This is a genomic window from Sphingomonas sp. CFBP 13706 (genome assembly GCF_014842355.1).
GTDB classification, from domain to species: Bacteria; Pseudomonadota; Alphaproteobacteria; order Sphingomonadales; family Sphingomonadaceae; genus Sphingomonas; species Sphingomonas aerolata.
Genome location: NZ_JACYVM010000015.1, coordinates 17,645 through 34,197 on the forward strand (window position 1 = coordinate 17,645; position 16,553 = coordinate 34,197).

The 16,553-nt window shown below is 62.2% G+C and carries 18 protein-coding genes and 1 riboswitch; of the genes, 12 read left to right on the forward strand and 6 right to left on the reverse strand.

Going from position 1 to position 16,553, the window contains the following annotated elements:
• The first annotated feature begins 53 nt into the window (after positions 1–53).
• The 9 genes from IFS44_RS18405 to IFS44_RS18440 all read left to right on the forward strand — a co-directional run bounded on the left by IFS44_RS18405 (position 54) and on the right by IFS44_RS18440 (position 7,508).
• Entirely contained in the window at positions 54–257 is a 204-nt protein-coding gene (locus tag IFS44_RS18405; RefSeq protein WP_192099569.1) for a hypothetical protein, read from the forward strand.
• The gene (locus tag IFS44_RS18410) at positions 258–734 is read left to right on the forward strand and encodes a LexA family protein (protein ID WP_342366488.1); all 477 of its coding nucleotides are present in this window, start codon (positions 258–260) and stop codon (positions 732–734) included.
• Positions 731–2,002, forward strand: a complete 1,272-nt coding sequence (locus IFS44_RS18415) for a Y-family DNA polymerase (RefSeq protein ID WP_192099570.1) — start codon at positions 731–733, stop codon at positions 2,000–2,002. The genes IFS44_RS18410 and IFS44_RS18415 overlap by 4 nt, the downstream gene beginning before the upstream one ends.
• 252 nt (positions 2,003–2,254) lie before the next feature.
• Positions 2,255–2,515: a helix-turn-helix domain-containing protein gene (locus IFS44_RS22990; protein WP_353435748.1), complete on the forward strand. Its 261-nt coding sequence runs from the start codon at positions 2,255–2,257 to the stop codon at positions 2,513–2,515.
• 2 nt (positions 2,516–2,517) lie between these two features.
• Entirely contained in the window at positions 2,518–3,024 is a 507-nt protein-coding gene (locus tag IFS44_RS18420; protein WP_192099571.1) for a helix-turn-helix domain-containing protein, read from the forward strand.
• A 96-nt stretch (positions 3,025–3,120) separates the two neighbouring features.
• Positions 3,121–4,605 (forward strand): site-specific DNA-methyltransferase, encoded by a 1,485-nt coding sequence (locus tag IFS44_RS18425; RefSeq protein WP_192099572.1) that lies wholly within the window; start codon positions 3,121–3,123, stop codon positions 4,603–4,605.
• Between the two features lie 109 nt (positions 4,606–4,714).
• Positions 4,715–5,047, forward strand: a complete 333-nt coding sequence (locus IFS44_RS18430; protein WP_192099573.1) for a phage terminase small subunit P27 family — start codon at positions 4,715–4,717, stop codon at positions 5,045–5,047.
• 195 nt (positions 5,048–5,242) lie between these two features.
• Positions 5,243–5,959, forward strand: coding sequence for a hypothetical protein (locus IFS44_RS18435; protein ID WP_192099574.1), 717 nt, complete (start codon positions 5,243–5,245; stop codon positions 5,957–5,959).
• A 703-nt stretch (positions 5,960–6,662) separates the two neighbouring features.
• On the forward strand, positions 6,663–7,508 hold the full coding sequence (locus tag IFS44_RS18440) for a hypothetical protein (RefSeq protein ID WP_192099575.1): 846 nt from the start codon (positions 6,663–6,665) through the stop codon (positions 7,506–7,508).
• Here IFS44_RS18440 and IFS44_RS18445 read toward each other — a convergent pair.
• Positions 7,505–7,945, reverse strand: coding sequence for a hypothetical protein (locus IFS44_RS18445; RefSeq protein WP_192099576.1), 441 nt, complete (start codon positions 7,943–7,945; stop codon positions 7,505–7,507). The two genes, IFS44_RS18440 and IFS44_RS18445, sit on opposite strands and share 4 nt — an antisense overlap.
• Before the next feature lie 396 nt (positions 7,946–8,341).
• Between IFS44_RS18445 and IFS44_RS18450 the strand changes: the two genes are divergently transcribed.
• The 3 genes from IFS44_RS18450 to IFS44_RS18460 all read left to right on the forward strand — a co-directional run bounded on the left by IFS44_RS18450 (position 8,342) and on the right by IFS44_RS18460 (position 11,572).
• The gene (locus tag IFS44_RS18450) at positions 8,342–9,427 is read left to right on the forward strand and encodes a sulfite oxidase (RefSeq protein WP_055843150.1); all 1,086 of its coding nucleotides are present in this window, start codon (positions 8,342–8,344) and stop codon (positions 9,425–9,427) included.
• Positions 9,427–9,867, forward strand: coding sequence for a YidH family protein (locus IFS44_RS18455; RefSeq protein WP_051916165.1), 441 nt, complete (start codon positions 9,427–9,429; stop codon positions 9,865–9,867). Before IFS44_RS18450 ends, IFS44_RS18455 begins: the two co-directional genes overlap by 1 nt.
• 240 nt (positions 9,868–10,107) lie before the next feature.
• Positions 10,108–10,184, forward strand: a riboswitch (Fluoride riboswitch).
• A gap of 23 nt (positions 10,185–10,207) precedes the next feature.
• Positions 10,208–11,572, forward strand: coding sequence for a voltage-gated chloride channel family protein (locus IFS44_RS18460; protein ID WP_056476202.1), 1,365 nt, complete (start codon positions 10,208–10,210; stop codon positions 11,570–11,572).
• Positions 11,573–11,582: 10 nt separating this feature from the next.
• Here IFS44_RS18460 and IFS44_RS18465 read toward each other — a convergent pair whose 3' ends face one another.
• The 5 genes from IFS44_RS18465 to IFS44_RS18485 all read right to left on the reverse strand — a co-directional run bounded on the left by IFS44_RS18465 (position 11,583) and on the right by IFS44_RS18485 (position 16,517).
• The gene (locus IFS44_RS18465) at positions 11,583–12,059 is read right to left on the reverse strand and encodes a hypothetical protein (protein ID WP_056019371.1); all 477 of its coding nucleotides are present in this window, start codon (positions 12,057–12,059) and stop codon (positions 11,583–11,585) included.
• A gap of 13 nt (positions 12,060–12,072) precedes the next feature.
• Positions 12,073–13,317 (reverse strand): molybdopterin-dependent oxidoreductase, encoded by a 1,245-nt coding sequence (locus tag IFS44_RS18470; RefSeq protein ID WP_197977952.1) that lies wholly within the window; start codon positions 13,315–13,317, stop codon positions 12,073–12,075.
• A gap of 107 nt (positions 13,318–13,424) precedes the next feature.
• Positions 13,425–14,576, reverse strand: coding sequence for a TDT family transporter (locus IFS44_RS18475; protein WP_055843147.1), 1,152 nt, complete (start codon positions 14,574–14,576; stop codon positions 13,425–13,427).
• Positions 14,573–15,445 carry a LysR family transcriptional regulator gene (locus IFS44_RS18480; RefSeq protein ID WP_055843145.1) on the reverse strand — a complete coding sequence of 291 codons (873 nt, stop codon included), beginning with the start codon at positions 15,443–15,445 and terminating at the stop codon, positions 14,573–14,575. Before IFS44_RS18480 ends, IFS44_RS18475 begins: the two co-directional genes overlap by 4 nt.
• Positions 15,446–15,533: 88 nt before the next feature.
• Complete coding sequence (locus tag IFS44_RS18485) at positions 15,534–16,517, reverse strand: malate dehydrogenase (protein ID WP_192099577.1); 984 nt, start codon at positions 16,515–16,517, stop codon at positions 15,534–15,536.
• Positions 16,518–16,553: the final 36 nt, after the last annotated feature.

A 16,553-nucleotide genomic window follows, 5' to 3' on the forward strand; every position in this document is an offset into this window, starting at 1 on the left:
GCCTAGCTATGGCCACGCCGCCACCGCGGTGATCGCCACTGCTGGAGGACGAAATGCAGCATGATCTGCAGCTGCGCGCGGCTGCCCGCGCCATTTACGACAACGTGTATCCGTCCCACCAATGGGCACCGATCGGCTTCGAGGAGGCCGAGCGATATGCCACCGTCCACTACCGGCAGGCGGTGGGTGCGGCCCAGGACGCGCGGGCTGTACTAGCGGTCCCGCACCAGCAGCTGCCGCTGCCTGCGATACTCTAGGTGACCCGCCCCGCACGGCCCCGCCTGTCGATTGTGACGACAAAGCGTCCTAGGGGTGCTCTCACCCTTCATGATGTGCCGTTCGAGCTGGTGCCGCAGGAGGTGCCATTCTTCCTTTGCGGTACGCCAGCGGGCTTCCCGTCGCCGGCACAGGACGACATGCAGGAGCCGATCGATCTTGGTGCCTGGCTCGTCGAGCATCCGGCCGCCAGCTACATCATGCGGGTCGATGGTCAGTCGATGGCAGGCGCCGGCATCAACGATGGTGATCTAATCGTCGTGAACCGGGCCAAGAAGCCGCAGTCGGGCGCGATCGTCGTGGCGCTGGTGTTCGGCGACCGGACGCTGAAACGCCTGCGCTACGTCGATGGCCGTCATTGGCTGGTGCCCGAAGCCGATGGCTTCGCCGAGATCCTCGTGGATGAGAACGTCGAGATATGGGGCGTAGTCGTCGGCGTCGCTCGCAAGATGGTATGAGCCCGCCGATCGCGCTGATCGACTGCAACAACTACTACGTATCCTGCGAGCGGGCGTTCGATGCCAGCCTCGTCGGCGTGCCGGTGATCGTCCTGTCGAACAACGACGGCTGTGCGATAGCCCGGTCGGCCGAGGCCAAGGCGCTGGGGATCAAGATGGGCGACCCCATCCACCACCTGCGCGATAAGGTGCGGGCACACGGCATCCGGGTGCTCTCGTCGAACTACACGCTCTACGGCGACATGCAGCGCCGGGTAATCGCCGCCTGTGAAGCCTTCGCTCGCGACTTCGAGATATACTCGATCGACGAGACGTTCCTCGACTTGGCCGGCTTCGAGGATCGCGATCTCGTCGCCCATGCCCACGCCATGCGGGATCAGGTGCGCCAGTGGACCACCATCCCGACGTGCGTCGGTATCGCCGAAACCAAGACGCTGGCGAAGCTGGCCAACGCTGCCGCCAAGAAGAACCCCAGCATGGGCGGGGTGGCTGATCTGCGCGACGACGCCCTGCGCCACGACGTCATGCATGCCTTCCCGGTCGGTGATGTCTGGGGCGTCGGCGGCGCAACCGCGCGCAAGCTAACCGACCTGGGCATCATGACTGCCGGGACGCTGCGCGACATGCCGATGAAGCAGGCGCGAGCGGTGGGGACGGTGGTGCTGGAGCGGCTGGTTGCCGAACTGCGCGGCGTGCCCTCAGCAGTGGTCGAGATGGTCGCCCCACAGCGCAAGGGCATGGCTGTGACGCGATCGTTCGGGACGCCGGTGACGACGTTCGATCGGCTGATGGGGGCGCTGACCGAATACGCGATGCGCGCCGGCGAGAAGCTGCGGAACCATGGGCTGGTTGCTGCCCGGCTAACGGCATTCTTCCACACCAACCGACACAAGCCTGATCGGCCGCAATATGCTGGATCGCGGATGGTGACTCTGCATCCGATGACCAACGACAGCCTAGAACTGATCGCGGCGGCGCGCCGGGCGGCGGAGCGGGCGTGGCGTGATGGGTACGCCTACACCAAGGCCGGGATCATGCTCGACGATCTGGTGGCCGCCGACATGCGGCCGCGAACGCTGTTCGAGGAGGATGCCGACAAGCGCGCTCGACTGATGGGGGCACTGGACGAGATCAACGGGCGGTTCGGCAAATGGACGGCGGTGACGGCATCGCAAGGGTTCAAGCGGGAGTGGAAGCTGCGGTCCGAGATGCGCTCACCGTCCTGGACGACGAGCATCGCTGAGGTGCCGACGGTAAGGGCTCGCTAGTACAAAACCGAAGCGCTGCTGATTCGTAGTTAGCCGCCCCGTCAACTGTGCCCGCAACGCCGCACCTGTGTTTGGAGCGCAGTCATTGCCTTGAAAACGATTTACGAGCACCAAAAATCTGACTTGAAAAATAAATCTGTAGATAAGCTATCTACGAGACAAATGGGACCGCTGGGTAAATCAAATAATACCCAGCGGTCCCACGGATGGGACCGCTGGGTATGGCTATCGGATCAGCTATAAATCGGCGCTATGGACCTCAGAGGGAGTGTGTGTATTAGAGAAAGCCGTCTGTCCACAGAGCTGTATGGAGTAGAGACGGTGAACGATGATTACAAATACTTGACCCAACGAGAAGTAGCTTCTCGGCTACGGGTTAACGAGCGTACGCTTGAAGGCTGGCGCTGGCGTCAGATTGGTCCAAGATTCCACCGTTTCGGTGGTAGTTCGCACGGGGCAATTCGGTACGCCTTATCGGACATAGAAGCCTATGAAACTGCGACACGGTGCTGATCATGACCCATATCAATAAGCATCAGCCAGCTGCACGACTTCAAGTGGTAGCGCGCCTACTCGACATAGCTTTGGACGAACCCATCCGTGGGGCTACGGGTAAGATGATCCTCGTCGTCATGGCACGTCGCGCAAACAATTCGGGCAAATGTTACGCCTCGATCCCACGGATCGCGAAAGAAGCCGGATGCCACGAACCTGCCGTTCGAACTTGGCTCTCGAAATTTCAAGAAGAAGGACTCCTGCTAGAAATTATCAATGGAAACGGTCGTCAGACACGTTGCTTTGTCGTGTTTCCAGGCATGATCGATAGCGGTCTTCATCCCCTATCGAAAGCTTCGTCTACCCCTAGCGGTTCTGACACCCAGAATCCTAAGAATCAAAACTTGAATCCGCGCCGCAGCTCGGTTGAGCCGCAGCGGCGCATACCGTCTTTCCGGGAGGGTGCATCGCCTTGGGAAGCGATGAAAGCATATCGTCCGCAGCACGAGGGGGCGGGTGATGGCTGAGGCCGGGGGGGGGGGCAAAACCTTGGCAGTGCCCGCGGGACACCGGCGTTGGCCTAAATTTTTCATCAATCCCAAATGAACTTAGGGGTTAGATAGATGACATCGAAGAATGCGCGCCACGTGGCGTCCGAAGAAGTGGTAGGCTGCAATAAAGCGAATGCCAGTGCAGCAGGCTCGGCAGAGATGGAAGGTCTGGTGCATGCGTGGCCGGCATCTCAGCCTGGCGTGCGCAAGGTCTCAGAGCTGATTCCGTTTGCTCGCAATGCGCGAACTCATTCGGACGAGCAAATCGACCAGGTTGTTAGGTCCATCGCGCAGTTTGGTTGGACCAATCCAATTTTAATCCGGGCGGAGACGGGTGGAGTGTTGGCCGGGCATGGTCGCCTGTTAGCAGCAGAGCGAATGGGGATTGAGACCGTCCCGGTTTTGCAGGCGACCGGTTGGACCGAGGAGCAGGCACGGCTCTACGTTATCGCGGACAACAAGCTCGCGCTTAACGCTGGCTGGGACGAGCAGTTGCTTGCACTGGAATTGTCTGAGCTAGCCGAGTTGGGCGCAGATCTTGATCTCGCTGGTTTTTCCGAAGGCGAGCTGCTCGGCCTGGATGCCGATCGGAAGCAATACCTCACTGATCCCGACGATATGCCCGTCGTGGCAGAAGATGTTGTCAGCCGGGCGGGGGACGTTTGGATCCTCGGCGCGCACCGCGTGATCTGCGGTGACAGTACCTCGCAGATTGACATCGGTCGGTTGATGGGCGGGGAGAAGGCTGACGCTTGCTGGACCGATCCGCCCTACAACGTGAATTATCAGGGCGCCGCCGGTAAGATTCAGAATGACAACATGGGCGCGGTAGCTTTCGCGGGCTTCTTGCAAAACGCGTTTAATATCGCGTTCTCCGCCCTGAAACCCGGAGGGGCAATCTATGTCGCTCATGCCGACACAGAAGGACTGGCGTTTCGCACAGCATTTCAGTCGGTGGGCTTCAAACTGTCAGGCTGTCTCGTGTGGGCCAAGGACGCGCTGGTGCTCGGTCGCTCGGACTATCAATGGCAGCACGAGCCCATTCTCTATGGCTGGAAGCCGGGTGCGGCGCACAACTGGTATGGCGGCCGGAAGCAGACAACCGTTGTGTCGCTTGAGGGATCTGTATTCACGCTCAATGATGACGGCACGCTGACCGTCAGGGTCGGCCAGGAGTCCCTTATTGTTCGTGGGACCGGCTTCACCGTGCAGCCAGTCGAGCCGACCATCCTTCAGGTCTCCAAGCCGAAAAGGTCAGCTGACCACCCGACGATGAAGCCCGTCGAGCTCATCAGCCGCATGCTGAAGAACTCGACGGAAGTTGGCGATATCGTCCTTGACCTGTTTGGCGGGTCTGGCTCGACGCTGATCAGTTGCGAGATGCTGAGCCGCGCAGCCAGGCTTTGCGAGCTCGATCCCCGCTTTGTCGATGTGATCGTGCGCCGCTGGCAGGAATTTGCCGGGGCGGCCTCAGTGCTGGAGGCCGACGGCAGTACCTTTGACCAATGTGCCAACCGGCATTTACACGAAAGGAAAAGTGATGGGTCGCCCTCGTAAACCCAGTCATATGCACCTCATCGAGGGCACAAGAACGGTGCGCGCAGACCGCGCTCGTTCGGGCCCCGACCTAGTTGTGCCTAATCCCCTCGGGCCTCCACCCGGTCGATTGGACGCGCGCGAGAAGCAGATCTGGAAGTTGGTTGGTAACGAGCTGCCGCCGGGTGTGCTTGCCGTGGTTGATCAATTTATTGTGGCGGCATTCTGCGTTGCCGTTGCGCTGCATGAGGCGGCATCAGAAAAGCTTAAAAACAGTCCGATGGTAATCAAATCAAAGAACGGACAGGTCATGCAGTCCCCGTACTTCGGAATCGTGAACCGCCAGGCATCGATGATAAAAACGCTCGGCGCCGAACTCGGGCTGTCGCCGCTCGCCCGAACGCGAATTACGACGGGCGACTACGATCCAGAAGATGATGCAATAGCTCACTACTTTTCCTGATTACGAGAGCGCTGACCGTCGGCTGCAGCGAACAAGAAGGTGACATTCGGCGTAGCTTTCCGGCTTACCAACTGCGCACATCCGTGCGGCCGCGTTAATAGAGCTAGATTGCTTCAGCTATCTTCGCCGCGGGGCTGCTCTGCGGCACCTGCAAAATCGACGGGCGTTCCATAGACTGTAATTAGGGGAATACACTTGCGCGGTCTGGATTTCAGCTCTTGGCAGAGCCTGCTCGCCACCATCTTCGGGCTGACACTGGTCACACTGCTAGGGGTTGGCATCCGTCTGCTCACTCAAATGACGTTCCAGCAGCGCCGTGAGCGGATGAATCGGCAGATCAACGAGCGCCTCAGGACGCTTATCGCTGCGTACAAGGTCCTTGGCGGATCGTTCACCGGGGACCTTTCTGTCGATCCGTCCCACCGGCGCGACCTGCGGCGGCGGGAGCAGGGCGGCTTCGCAGAGGAGCCCATGGCCGTGTTGGACCTCAGTGCGGAAGGCGCCGCGCGATCGGACCGCACACGCCGGATCCGCGACGCAGTCGAGGCCGCGCTGTCCGACATCATCCTGCTCGGTACCGAGGAGCATGTCCGGCTCGCGGACGGGGCGGTTCGCGAGCTGGTCGCGGGCCACCCGGTCCACACGCACGAGCTGGTTGTGTCGCTCCGTGCGTTCGTGCGTGATGCGCTCGATCTCGACCCAATCCCGCCGGACCTGACCATCGCGATGCAGGGACCCACGCGTCCGGCGTCGTCGGGCGGCAGAGGCGGTAGCAGCAAGGACGACGCTGGCCGGAGCGGCGGCGGCGGTGGTGGTATGGGCGGCGGCGGCGGGGTCGGAGGCGGCGGCATAGGTAACGATTTCCCCGGCGACGATCCACACCATGTCGCGGCGCAGAACGCGGAGCGATAGGCTAAGCCCTCCCGATCTCAGTCATGTGCGATCCAGAAGCGGACGTTCAGATCATCGGTTCAGCTCCCCAATTCGGCCGCTCTCTTCATGTCCACGGCCGGTGATGACTTGGGGCGTCGAGCCCCCTCCCTCTGACTGCCAAGGCTTCCTCAAAAAGGGATGCTTTTCCAGAACGGCGCGCGCGTCCGGATTGTGACATTTTCGGAGACAGAACCGTGCTAATTATTGCTGATGTCTATAGCTTAAATCTTCAATCCGGACATTTCCGAAATTCGATCGCTTTCGGTCAAACGGTGGGACTGGCAACAAACAGGTGATTGCGCCTGAGCCGCTCTGCCAGCGCGTAGCGTACATCTGAGTCTGTTCTAGGCTGAATCCCCTATTAAGGTGGGCGCCGGATACAGGTAGCTCTAGCGGTTTCGCGCTCTGGCTTGCCTCTGCGCTTTCCGCTTAGTCTTCTTCGCGGACCCCGCAATTTGGACTGGCGCCGGATTACTCTGCATCTTACTCTTATTAATTGAGTTTGCACTGTTGCTAGAGACGCCGGGTGAGAACCAAGCTTTGAGTTTAGAAAGTGTGACGCGGATCATTTTTGAGCCTTTAACCCGTTGAGACGAAATCTGCCATTCGTCAAAGCGCGTCGGTTTAGCCGAACGCTCGCGTGCGGATGGCATGGCCGTGCGGCCCGTGCTACCATTGTCGAATGGATCATGACTATGTTTGGTCGCGCCGGGATGAGTTTCGAGCTCTTGCCCAGCGTTCCGCCGATCAAGCCCGCAAGCTGCTTGCATCGAATGACGAGCGATCAGTCATCTATGCTGCGCTTGAATTGAGGCTGGGCCTCGAAGCGTTAATATACGGCCATGCGATCAACTATCTTGATGAGCTGGGCGATCTTAAGCGGCTCGATTGGCAGGCACCGAAACTACTTGAGCGCCTCCTTGAGATTGATCCGTTCGCAGATAGCACCGTGTTCATCAGGGAAGTCGACGATCAAACGGGTGAGTATCGCGACATCGGATCTGAGGCTCGTCTTGACTTCAAAAAACTAAAAAAGCGATACTACAAGCTCGGCAACGCCCTGCACGCCCCTTCGATTGTCAGCCTATTGAAGGGCGAAGCGAACACGACTGACTGGCGAGCTGAGTGTGGCAACATTATCGAAGTTATTGATGAGGTACTTGCTTCTACCGCGACGGTACCGGGCGGCACTCATTATCCAGTTTTCCAGATGGATTGCGCTTGCGGCACCTTAGTGAAACGCCGAACTGATCCCCTGTTTGTCCATCGTGGCAATCCTGCGAAGGGCGCGGCATCGATCAAGGTTCGTTGCACGAAGTGCATCCAGTCGGCTGAGGTATCGTTAAGCGAGGTCGGCGATCATTTTGAAGTCGTGCTTGATCAACTTGCCTTCGACTGCCCCCATGAGGGTTGCGGCAAGCGAAACGGTATTTGGGAAGCAGAGCTAGAGGACGGCCACAAGATGGATTGCGTTCACTGCAAGGGTGCAATCCTCATGTCGGCGGCGCTCAGGCCGGTCGTCGTTTAGCCCCCCGTGATGGCTTTCCACGACCATTCTAGGGCCTTGCCGAATGCTAGGCTTCCCACAAAAAAAAGCACGAGGCATCCGGGCTGATATATCAGCCGTTCGCGGCCTGCCCGGGTGCGCTCGCGCAATGAGGGGAGGGGAACGGTCGCGAGCCAACGGTCGAACCGGTCGTGATCGCCCCTGTCGTCATTGTAGATGCGATCATGTTCCTCAGCCGCTTGAGGGTCGAGCTTTGCGCCGCCGCCACGCGAAACAACCTTGCCATCCGGGTATATCTGAAGTGCGGGGCCTTCGCCGGGATGGTCGAGCCATATGGCATCTTCAACGTCGGTAATGCTCCAATCAGGGGCATAGCCCTGCTTCACCATTCGGTGAATGCGTCGAAACGTCTCGGTATCGCGCCGTTCCTGTTCGTTGCGTTGTTCCCACTCGTCCACAAGCCGCCCCCCTAGGTGAAAGCTTATCGACGTGGTGCGGGTTCGGGAAGCGCTGGCGCGGACATCATTGATATCATTGACACGCCTCGCCTAAACGCCGGCACGCTGGCTCAGGCGGCGCAAAACACCCGTTTGTCGCGCATCTGCGATGGCGACAGGGTTTTCCGTCATCCCTAGTACCTAGCGACGACTTTTGGGACAAAGCCGTCGTAGCAAGTCCAGCCACATCGCGACGATCTACGGGAAAGGCTGTCTGGCGCTCGGCGCCTTCGCGCGACGGCATAGTGATCGCTCCACCGCCGTCTAGAAAGGGATAAGCTATCGAAAGAGTCTGGGTGACATCGCCTAGCAAAACGATCGATTTCGCTATTGATTTCATCATGGTAGGCCGCTTGCATGACCGCATCCGATCGCGCCGAACAGAATCTGATCCTCCGCTGTCCGGAGCCGCTCAATGCGGAAACGCCCCCGGATAAACTGATCACGTCCTTCCTGACGCCGCAGGCGAACTTCTACATCCGCAGCCACGGACCTACGCCGGAACTGGCCGACGATCATCGTATAGCGCTGGACGGCTTAGTCGACCGCCCGCGCTCCTACACGGTTGCCGAACTTCAAACGGCATTTGCGACCCGGACAGTGACCGCGACCATGCAGTGCGCCGGCAATCGTCGGGCACATCTTCAAGACGTGGAAAAGACTTCGGGCGATCCCTGGGACGTGGGCGCGATCGGCAATGCGGCGTGGACCGGCGTCGCACTGTGCGACGTGCTCGCCGCAGCCGGCATCCAGGACGGCGCGTCGTTCGTCGGCACTACGGGGGCCGACAACGTGGATGTCGATGGTGAGACAGCACCGTTCGGTGCCTCGATCTCGATCGCCAAGGCGCTAGAGCCCGACGTGCTGATCGTCTGGGCCATGAATGGCGAGGCGCTGGCCCCCGAACATGGCGCACCGCTGCGGCTCGTCGTGCCGGGTTATGCGGGCGTTCGTAGCGCCAAGTGGCTGACGCGCATCGAGGTGCGCGATCGCCCGTCCGATGCGCCGATCCAGGCCAAGGACTACAAGCTCTTTCCGGCATCGGTAGCGAAGGAGGACGCGGACTGGGATCGGGGTCTGACTATCGAGGAGATGCCGCTCAATGCTGCGATCTGCGCGCCGGTGGACGGCGCGCATGTCAGCGCCGGCGCGTGCGAAATCGCGGGTTATGCGGTCGCCTTCGGCCGAGCGGTCTCGCGCGTCGAGGTCTCCGTCAATGGCGGCACCGACTGGCTGCAGGCGGAACTGACTGCAAAACCCGATGCGCCTTGGAGCTGGACGCAGTGGCACGTCACGGTCGATCTGTCTCCCGGACTCCACGTCCTGATCGTGCGCGCCGTTGACGGTGCCGGGCAGATGCAGCCCGAACGGCCCGAGGCGATCTGGAACTTCGCCGGCTATCTCTCGACTGCCTGGCATCGCATCGCCGTTACCGCTGGCTGATGGACGCGCCGCACGACGCCGATCGGGCCCATGCGAAGCTGGCGGAGAGCGCGAGCAAGCTGAAGGACAGCGCAGTCCAGCAGGTGGACAGCGCCGACCGTCGCACAGAGCTTGCCGCGGACCGCACAATCCTCGCCGGCGAACGCACCTATGCTGCCTGGGTACGTACCGGACTGGCGGCGCTCGCTTCCGGTATCGGCGCGCGCGCGCTGCTCAAGGACGTCGTGTTCCCGTGGCTGGCGACGGCGACCGGGACCATGCTGATCTTGTTCAGCGCCTTTTGCTTCGCCGCTGCGGTGTGGCGAGAGATGGGCGCAGGCGCCCCGCCGCCACGACCGGACATCAAGCGCCTGCCAGCGACGTTGCTCCTAGTGATGAACGGGTTTCTCATGCTCGTGTCACTGGCCGCGCTCGTCGGCATCTGGACGGCACGCTCGTAGCAGCCATCCCTAGGTTTGCTGCGAGCCGATCAGACCCCGCAGCGCATCCGCGGCTTTCGTGCGGTATCACCCCCTTGTGACGAAGCCCAAAAACGACGTGGGCCAAAGCCGATCGGTCCCGCATGCAGCGTACCCGGGGTCGGTACATAATAACGGGCTTAGATAGACGCTGCCGACTGCCCGGTCCGAGCATTTGCCCGACCAATATGCCCATTGACGGTTGGGGCAAACGTCTCATAGATCGACTTTGGCAATGGATTTCTGCCGGGCAATTTGGCCGAACCGCTCTGATAAGAGCTGATGATTCCTACTTGGCGCCTTCAGGCAGCAAGGAGGAATTGTGCGCGCTACCTTTCGCAATCTCGTCGGCACGCTGAACGTCGCGGCATTCATGCGCGATCGTCACGACCATGCGATCTCTGTCCTGCGCTGGGCGCTGATCTTGCTGCCCATGGCGGCACTCGTCGGGACGCTATGTGCGGCGTTCCTGCTGAGTCTCGATACCGTTACGCGACTGCGGTTTGCGTCGCCTTGGCTGCTCTATCTGCTGCCGGTGGGCGGGTTCGTTGTCGGATTACTGTACCATCTCACCGGGCGCTCGGTGGAGGGCGGCAACAACCTGATCGTGGAGCAGATCCACGAGCCTGGTGGCGGGGTGCCTCTGCGGATGGCGCCGCTCATCTTCTTCGGCACAGTGGTGACGCATCTTTTCGGTGGCTCGGCCGGACGTGAGGGCACCGCCGTCCAATTGGGCGGAAGCCTTGCCAGCGGTTTCGGCCGCGCGCTCCGCCTCGATGCGGGCGGCACGCGCATCCTGTTGATGACGGGTATCGCAGCCGGGTTCGGCGCGGTCTTCGGCACGCCGATCGCAGGCGCGGTCTTCGCGCTCGAAGTGCTGGCGATCGGCCGCGTCGAATACTCCGCGCTAGTGCCTTGCCTCGTTGCGGCGCTGGTCGGAGATTGGACGTGCCTCGCCTGGGGTATCCATCACGGTGTCTACCCGATCGGCGCGTCGATACCGGTCGATGCGCTGCTCGTGACGGAGGCAGGTGTTGCGGGGATCATATTCGGACTGGTTGGTCTGGCCTTCGCCGAAGCCAACCACCTGGTCGGGGGATGGCTCAAGCGGATTGTTCCCTATGGTCCGCTACGTCCAGTGATCGGCGGGGTCTTCGTTATCGCGCTCGTCTTCTTGTTCGGCACGCGCGACTATCTGGGCCTGGGTGTCCTGGCAGCGAGGCCCGACAGCCTTACCATCGCCAGCTTCTTCGGACCGGACACGCATCCGTGGAGTTGGGCGATCAAGCTCCTGTTTACCGTCGTTACGCTCGGCGCGGGTTTCAAAGGCGGTGAAGTCACGCCGTTGTTCTTCATCGGCGCAGCGCTCGGTAACGCGCTGGCGCCTTTCTTGGGCGTGCCGACGGGCCTGTTCGCCGCGATCGGCTTTGTCGCGGTCTTTGCCGGGGCCGCCAATACCCCGCTCGCCTGCACCTTCATGGGAATCGAACTGTTCGGCGCCGGCTATGCGGTGCCGATCGCCGTCGCCTGTTTCGTGGCCTATCTCTGCTCGGGCCACAACGGCATCTACCTGTCGCAGCGCGTTGCGATACCCAAGGTGCCCGCGAACGGCCTTGCCCCCAATGCAACACTGCGCGAGACACGTACACGCTGCACAGCACTTCGCGCGCAGAACCGCGTGCCGTGAGTTGATGGGCCTAGCCTGATCCCCCCGATACGTCGGGCGCAGCCTTCGGATCGGGGTCTTGCGCCTTGCCCTTCGCGGCGCCCGGCTGCTTTGCGCTCATGGCGGTCAGATAAGCAACGATCGCCGGCACGTCAGCCTGTGCAACGGGAGCCTTGTAGACCTCGCGCATCTTGGTGACCTCCGCGGTCCACTGATCGGAAGAGAGTGGCGGCTGGTTCAGCGCCATGCTCGCCGAATGACACGAGGTGCAGTTGGCGTTGATGACGTCGGCATGCGGGCCGGCGGGATATTGGCCTTCGTCGGTCGGGAGATCGACTGTAGTGGACACCAGCGAGAAGCCGCGCGCCGAGACGCTTGGCGGCGGTGGTGCGGTCGGGGCGGCAGGCGGCGGGGCGACGCGGCTGTTCGGGGCACCGATCGCGAGCAGAAGAACGACGGTCGCGCCGACGAACCCGAACGACAGCGTGCCGATGGAAGGCGTTTTCATGGGGGAGCGCTCCTCAGCCGACGACGATGTTGGTGGTTTCGATGTTGCCGCGCATGAACCCGCCCGGGTTCCAGATCGGCGTCATCGGCTGCGCGATGCCGGCGGTGTTCCAGCAGCGCGACATCAGTCTGGTCGGACCCGCATGCGTGAGCGGCACCTGCGCGTCCCAGCGGCGGAAACTGTATTTGCCGTGATCGGGGCCGAGCGTCGTCTTGTACCAGGTCTTGCCGTTGTCGGTCGACACATCGACCTTGGCGACGCCGCAATCGCCGCCCATCGCAATGCCGCCCAGCGGGATCGACCGGTCGAACGCGATCGCCTGCCCTTCGTCGAGGCTCGTGACCCAACTGCGCGGGATCATCTTGTTGATCGGGACGGCCGGGAAATCCTTCTGGCCAGGCCGCACGTTCGCGCCTGGAGTGTCAGGGATCTTGTACGCCTTAGCCATCCAGTAACCGTCGTCGGGCGCGGCAAGCACCTCGATGTCGTTCAGCATCTTGACCCAATAGGTCGAATACCAGCCGGGTACGATTAGCCGGACCGGGAAGCCGTTGAGGAGCGGCATCTGTTCGCCGTTCATCCCGAAGGCGAGCATCACTTCGCCGTCGCGTGCGTGGTCGATCGACAGCGACTTGGCGAAATCCGGTGCGCCCGCAACCACCGGCTGGTCGAGCGCACCGAACCGTACCGCGACCGCGCCCGGCTTCACGCCGGCGATGTCGAGCACATCGCGCAGCCGCACGCCTAGCCATTTGGCGTTGCCCATCGCCCCGTGGCGCCACTGCGCGCCCGCGACGGGCGGCTGGAACAGCGCACGCGAATTGCCCGAGCATTGGTTGATCGCCGCCAGCTCGACGCGCGGCAGCTTCAGCAGTTGCGCGAGCGAGATCGACAGCGGCCGCGTGACCGCGCCGTGCACCTTGATCCGGAATGCCTCGACATCGATCGCGGTCGGAATGTCGGCCCAGTGCCAGCGGACGAAGAACTGGTCGTTCGGCGTAAAGACGTCGCCATTGAACACGCTCATCGGCGTTTCCAGCAGCGGCGGGTGGATCCGCTGGAGGATCATGCTGCCCTTGCCGGGGAACGCACTGGTCATCGGCCGTTCCGATGGGCCACCCGGCAGATGCAGGTCGACCATGCTCTGCGCCAGCGCGGGTGCGGCGATCAGCGCGCCGCTGCCGATCGCAGCCTCTGCGAGAAAGCGACGGCGGTTCGTCTCCTGCGCCAGTTTCATATCCAGGCTGTCCACCAACATTCTCCCGTTTCTGTCATGATCTGTATGCGCGACCTGTCCGCCGGTCTGCCCGGTACGGGTCGATCGGATGCGCCGGTTCGATCCGGCAGGACGATCAGTTCGGCCCTTTAATTGGCTTGGGCGATGCAGGGCGACACGAACAGGTTTCCGCGCCAGCCGCCTGCGACCGTCTTGGCGCCGACCAGCAGCCACATCGCGGCGAGTGCGATCGTGAGGACGGTGCCGACGATCCCGAAAAAGCCGAGCTGGAGCGTCGTGCTGAGCTTGAAGGTCGCGACCGTGTAGACGCCGAGCGGGAAGGTATAGCCCCACCACCCAAGGTTGAACGGAATGCCCGCGCGCCAGTAGCGGATCGTGATCAGCGTCGCGAGCGCCAGCCACCACAGGCCGAAGCCCCAGAGCAACAGCCCGGCGATCGTGCCGATTCCTTGCGCCACTGCGCCGATCTGGCCGAGGCCGTTGGCGGCGAGGATCGCGGGCGCGTCGCTACCGAGCACCAGCATCCCGAGCGCACCGGTGCCGATCGGACCGAGCGCGAGCCAGCTCGAGGCGGCCATGCTCTCGTGCGGCAGCTTGTGGAGAGCCATCCGCAGGATCAGGATCGCAAGAATGCCGAACGCGACCGGCACCGAATAGGCCCACAGGACATAGGAGGTCGCCAGCACAACGAACTGATGATGGGCGTCCGCCAGATGCGGTGCGAGCAGGCCTCCGCTCGCGCCTGCGACCTCGGCCGCGACCACTGGCAGGAGCCACACCGCGGTCATGCCGTCGAGCGAATGTTCGTGCCGGGTAAACATGAGGTAGGGGATCGCTACACCGCAGGCGAGCGACATCGCGACGTCGATCCACCACAATGTCTCGGCGATCGGGATCACGCCGGCGCCGAACCGCGGCAGGCCGAACGCCAGGAACCCGTTGATGATCGTCGCGAGGCCCATCGGGATCGTACCGATGAACATCGATACGGTGTTGTGCCCGAAGATCCGCCGCGCCTCGTGCCCGAACATGGTCCAGCGCGCGGTGTAGAGCCCGGCGAACAGCGTGAAGAGCGCGATGTTGAAATACCACAGTGCCTCGCCGACCGGGTGCAGCGATGCGCCGACCCCCGGAACCTGCGGCAAGGCCAGCGCGAGGATGCCGGTGCCCATCGTCGCGGCGAACCAGTTGGGGGTGAACTGCCGGATCATCTCGCGTGGAGAGTCGAGCCGGCTGAGCGGCTTCAGGCCATCGAGAACGGGTTTCAAATCGGCGGTCACTTGCCAGTCTCCTTGATGAGATCGGTCAGCGCATCGGCCGCCCGGGTACGATAGCGCTCTTTGTGCCTCAGCGCGTAGAACGGACGCCGCGGCAGACCGAGCGGCAGATCGTGCAACGTTCCGGCCGCGATTGCAGGTGCGACGACATGCTGCGACAGGACCGCGACGCCTGCGCCAGCCTCGACCGCGCTGCGGACCGCCTCGTTCGACGGCAGGGTCAGCGCGGTGGTGAGGTCCGACGGATCGACGCCGCGCTGGCGCAACACCTCCTCGAACGACGAGCGCGTGCCCGATCCCTGCTCGCGGATAATCCAGCGCGCGGCGCGGATCCAGTCCTCGTCGATCGTGTCGGCAGCGCGGTTGCTAACCAGCACCATGCGGTCGTTCGCGACCGTCCAATGCGCGAGCGCGGGCTCGTCGATCACACCTTCGACGAAGCCGAGCTCGACTGCGCCGTCGAGCACGCGCGCCGCGGCCCCTTCCGTGTTGTCGATCGCCAGTTCGATCGTGATCGCGGGGTAGCGCGCATGGAACGCCGCTAGCTGGCGGGGCAGCCAATAGCCCGCGATCGTCTGGCTTGCGACCAGCCGCAGTGTGCCGCGCTCCAGCCCGGCATATTCGGCCAGTGCAAGTTCCGCGCTCGCCGCACGGCCAAGGACGGCGCGCGCGTCGATCAGAAACATGCGGCCCGCTTCGGACAGTTCGATCCCGCGGCCGACCCGGTGGAACAGCGGCACGCCGTGCCGAGCTTCTAGCGCGGCGATGGCAGCGCTTGCGGCCGACTGCGTCACATTGAGCGCTTCGGCAGCGCGCGTCATGTGCTCGCGCTCTGCGACACCGACGAAAATCCTGAGTTGTTCGAGGGTCATGCCCGATCTCCTTGCCCCAATGATAGGGAAAGGAGATCAATCGAACCAACCAAAGATTACGGTCATTCCAATCAGATATACCGATTGGTCATTTCAGAATGTCGATAACCGCCTCACGTTCATCGACCAGTTCGGCAATCGTGCGATCGAGCATCGATCGCTGGAACGGATCGAAGGTAAGGCCTTCGATAAGCGCATACCCACCGCTCATGCAGTGCACCGGCACGCCGCACACCAGTCCTTGCGGGATACCGTAGGCGCCATCTGACACCACGCCCATCGACACCCAATTATCGCCTGCGCCGTGCACCCAGTCGCGCAGATGGTCGATCGCTGCATTTGCGGCCGACGCGGCCGAGGACGCACCCCGTGCTTCGATGATCGCGGTTCCGCGCTGCGCAACGGTGGGGATCAACGTTTCGCGGTACCAAGGCTCGTCTCCGATACGGTCGGCAAGCTTTTGGCCATCGAGTTCGGCATTCCCCCAGTCGGCAAACATCGTTGGCGAATGGTTTCCCCAGACGACGAGCTTCGTAATCGCATCGACACCGACACCCGCCTTGGCCGCAAGCTGTCCTTGCGCGCGGTTGTGATCGAGGCGGATCATCGACGTGATGTTTTCGGCAGGAAAACCCGGTGCGCTTTGCGCAAGGATCCAGGCATTTGTGTTGGCGGGATTGCCGACGACCAGGATCTTGGCGTCGCGTTTGGCCACTGCGTCCAGCGCTGCGCCCTGCGTCTTGAAGATCGCTGCGTTGGCAGCGAGCAAATCACGGCGCTCCATGCCCTTCGAGCGGGGACGAGACCCGACCAGCATGGCCGCATCGATGTCCTTGAAAGCCACCATCGGATCATCAGTAATGATCAAATCTGCCAGCAGCGGGAACGCGCAATCCTCCAGTTCCATGACCACGCCGCGTACTGCGTCCATCGCCTGCGGCACGTCGAGCAGTTGAAGGATAACGGGCTGGTCCGGTCCGAACACGTCACCCTGCGCGACCCGGAAGAGCAGCGAATAGCAAATTTGTCCTGCGGCACCGCTGATCGCGATCCTGACGGGGGGCTTGGTCATTTTGGAAAGGGCTTTCGTTGGAAGATTACAGACGGT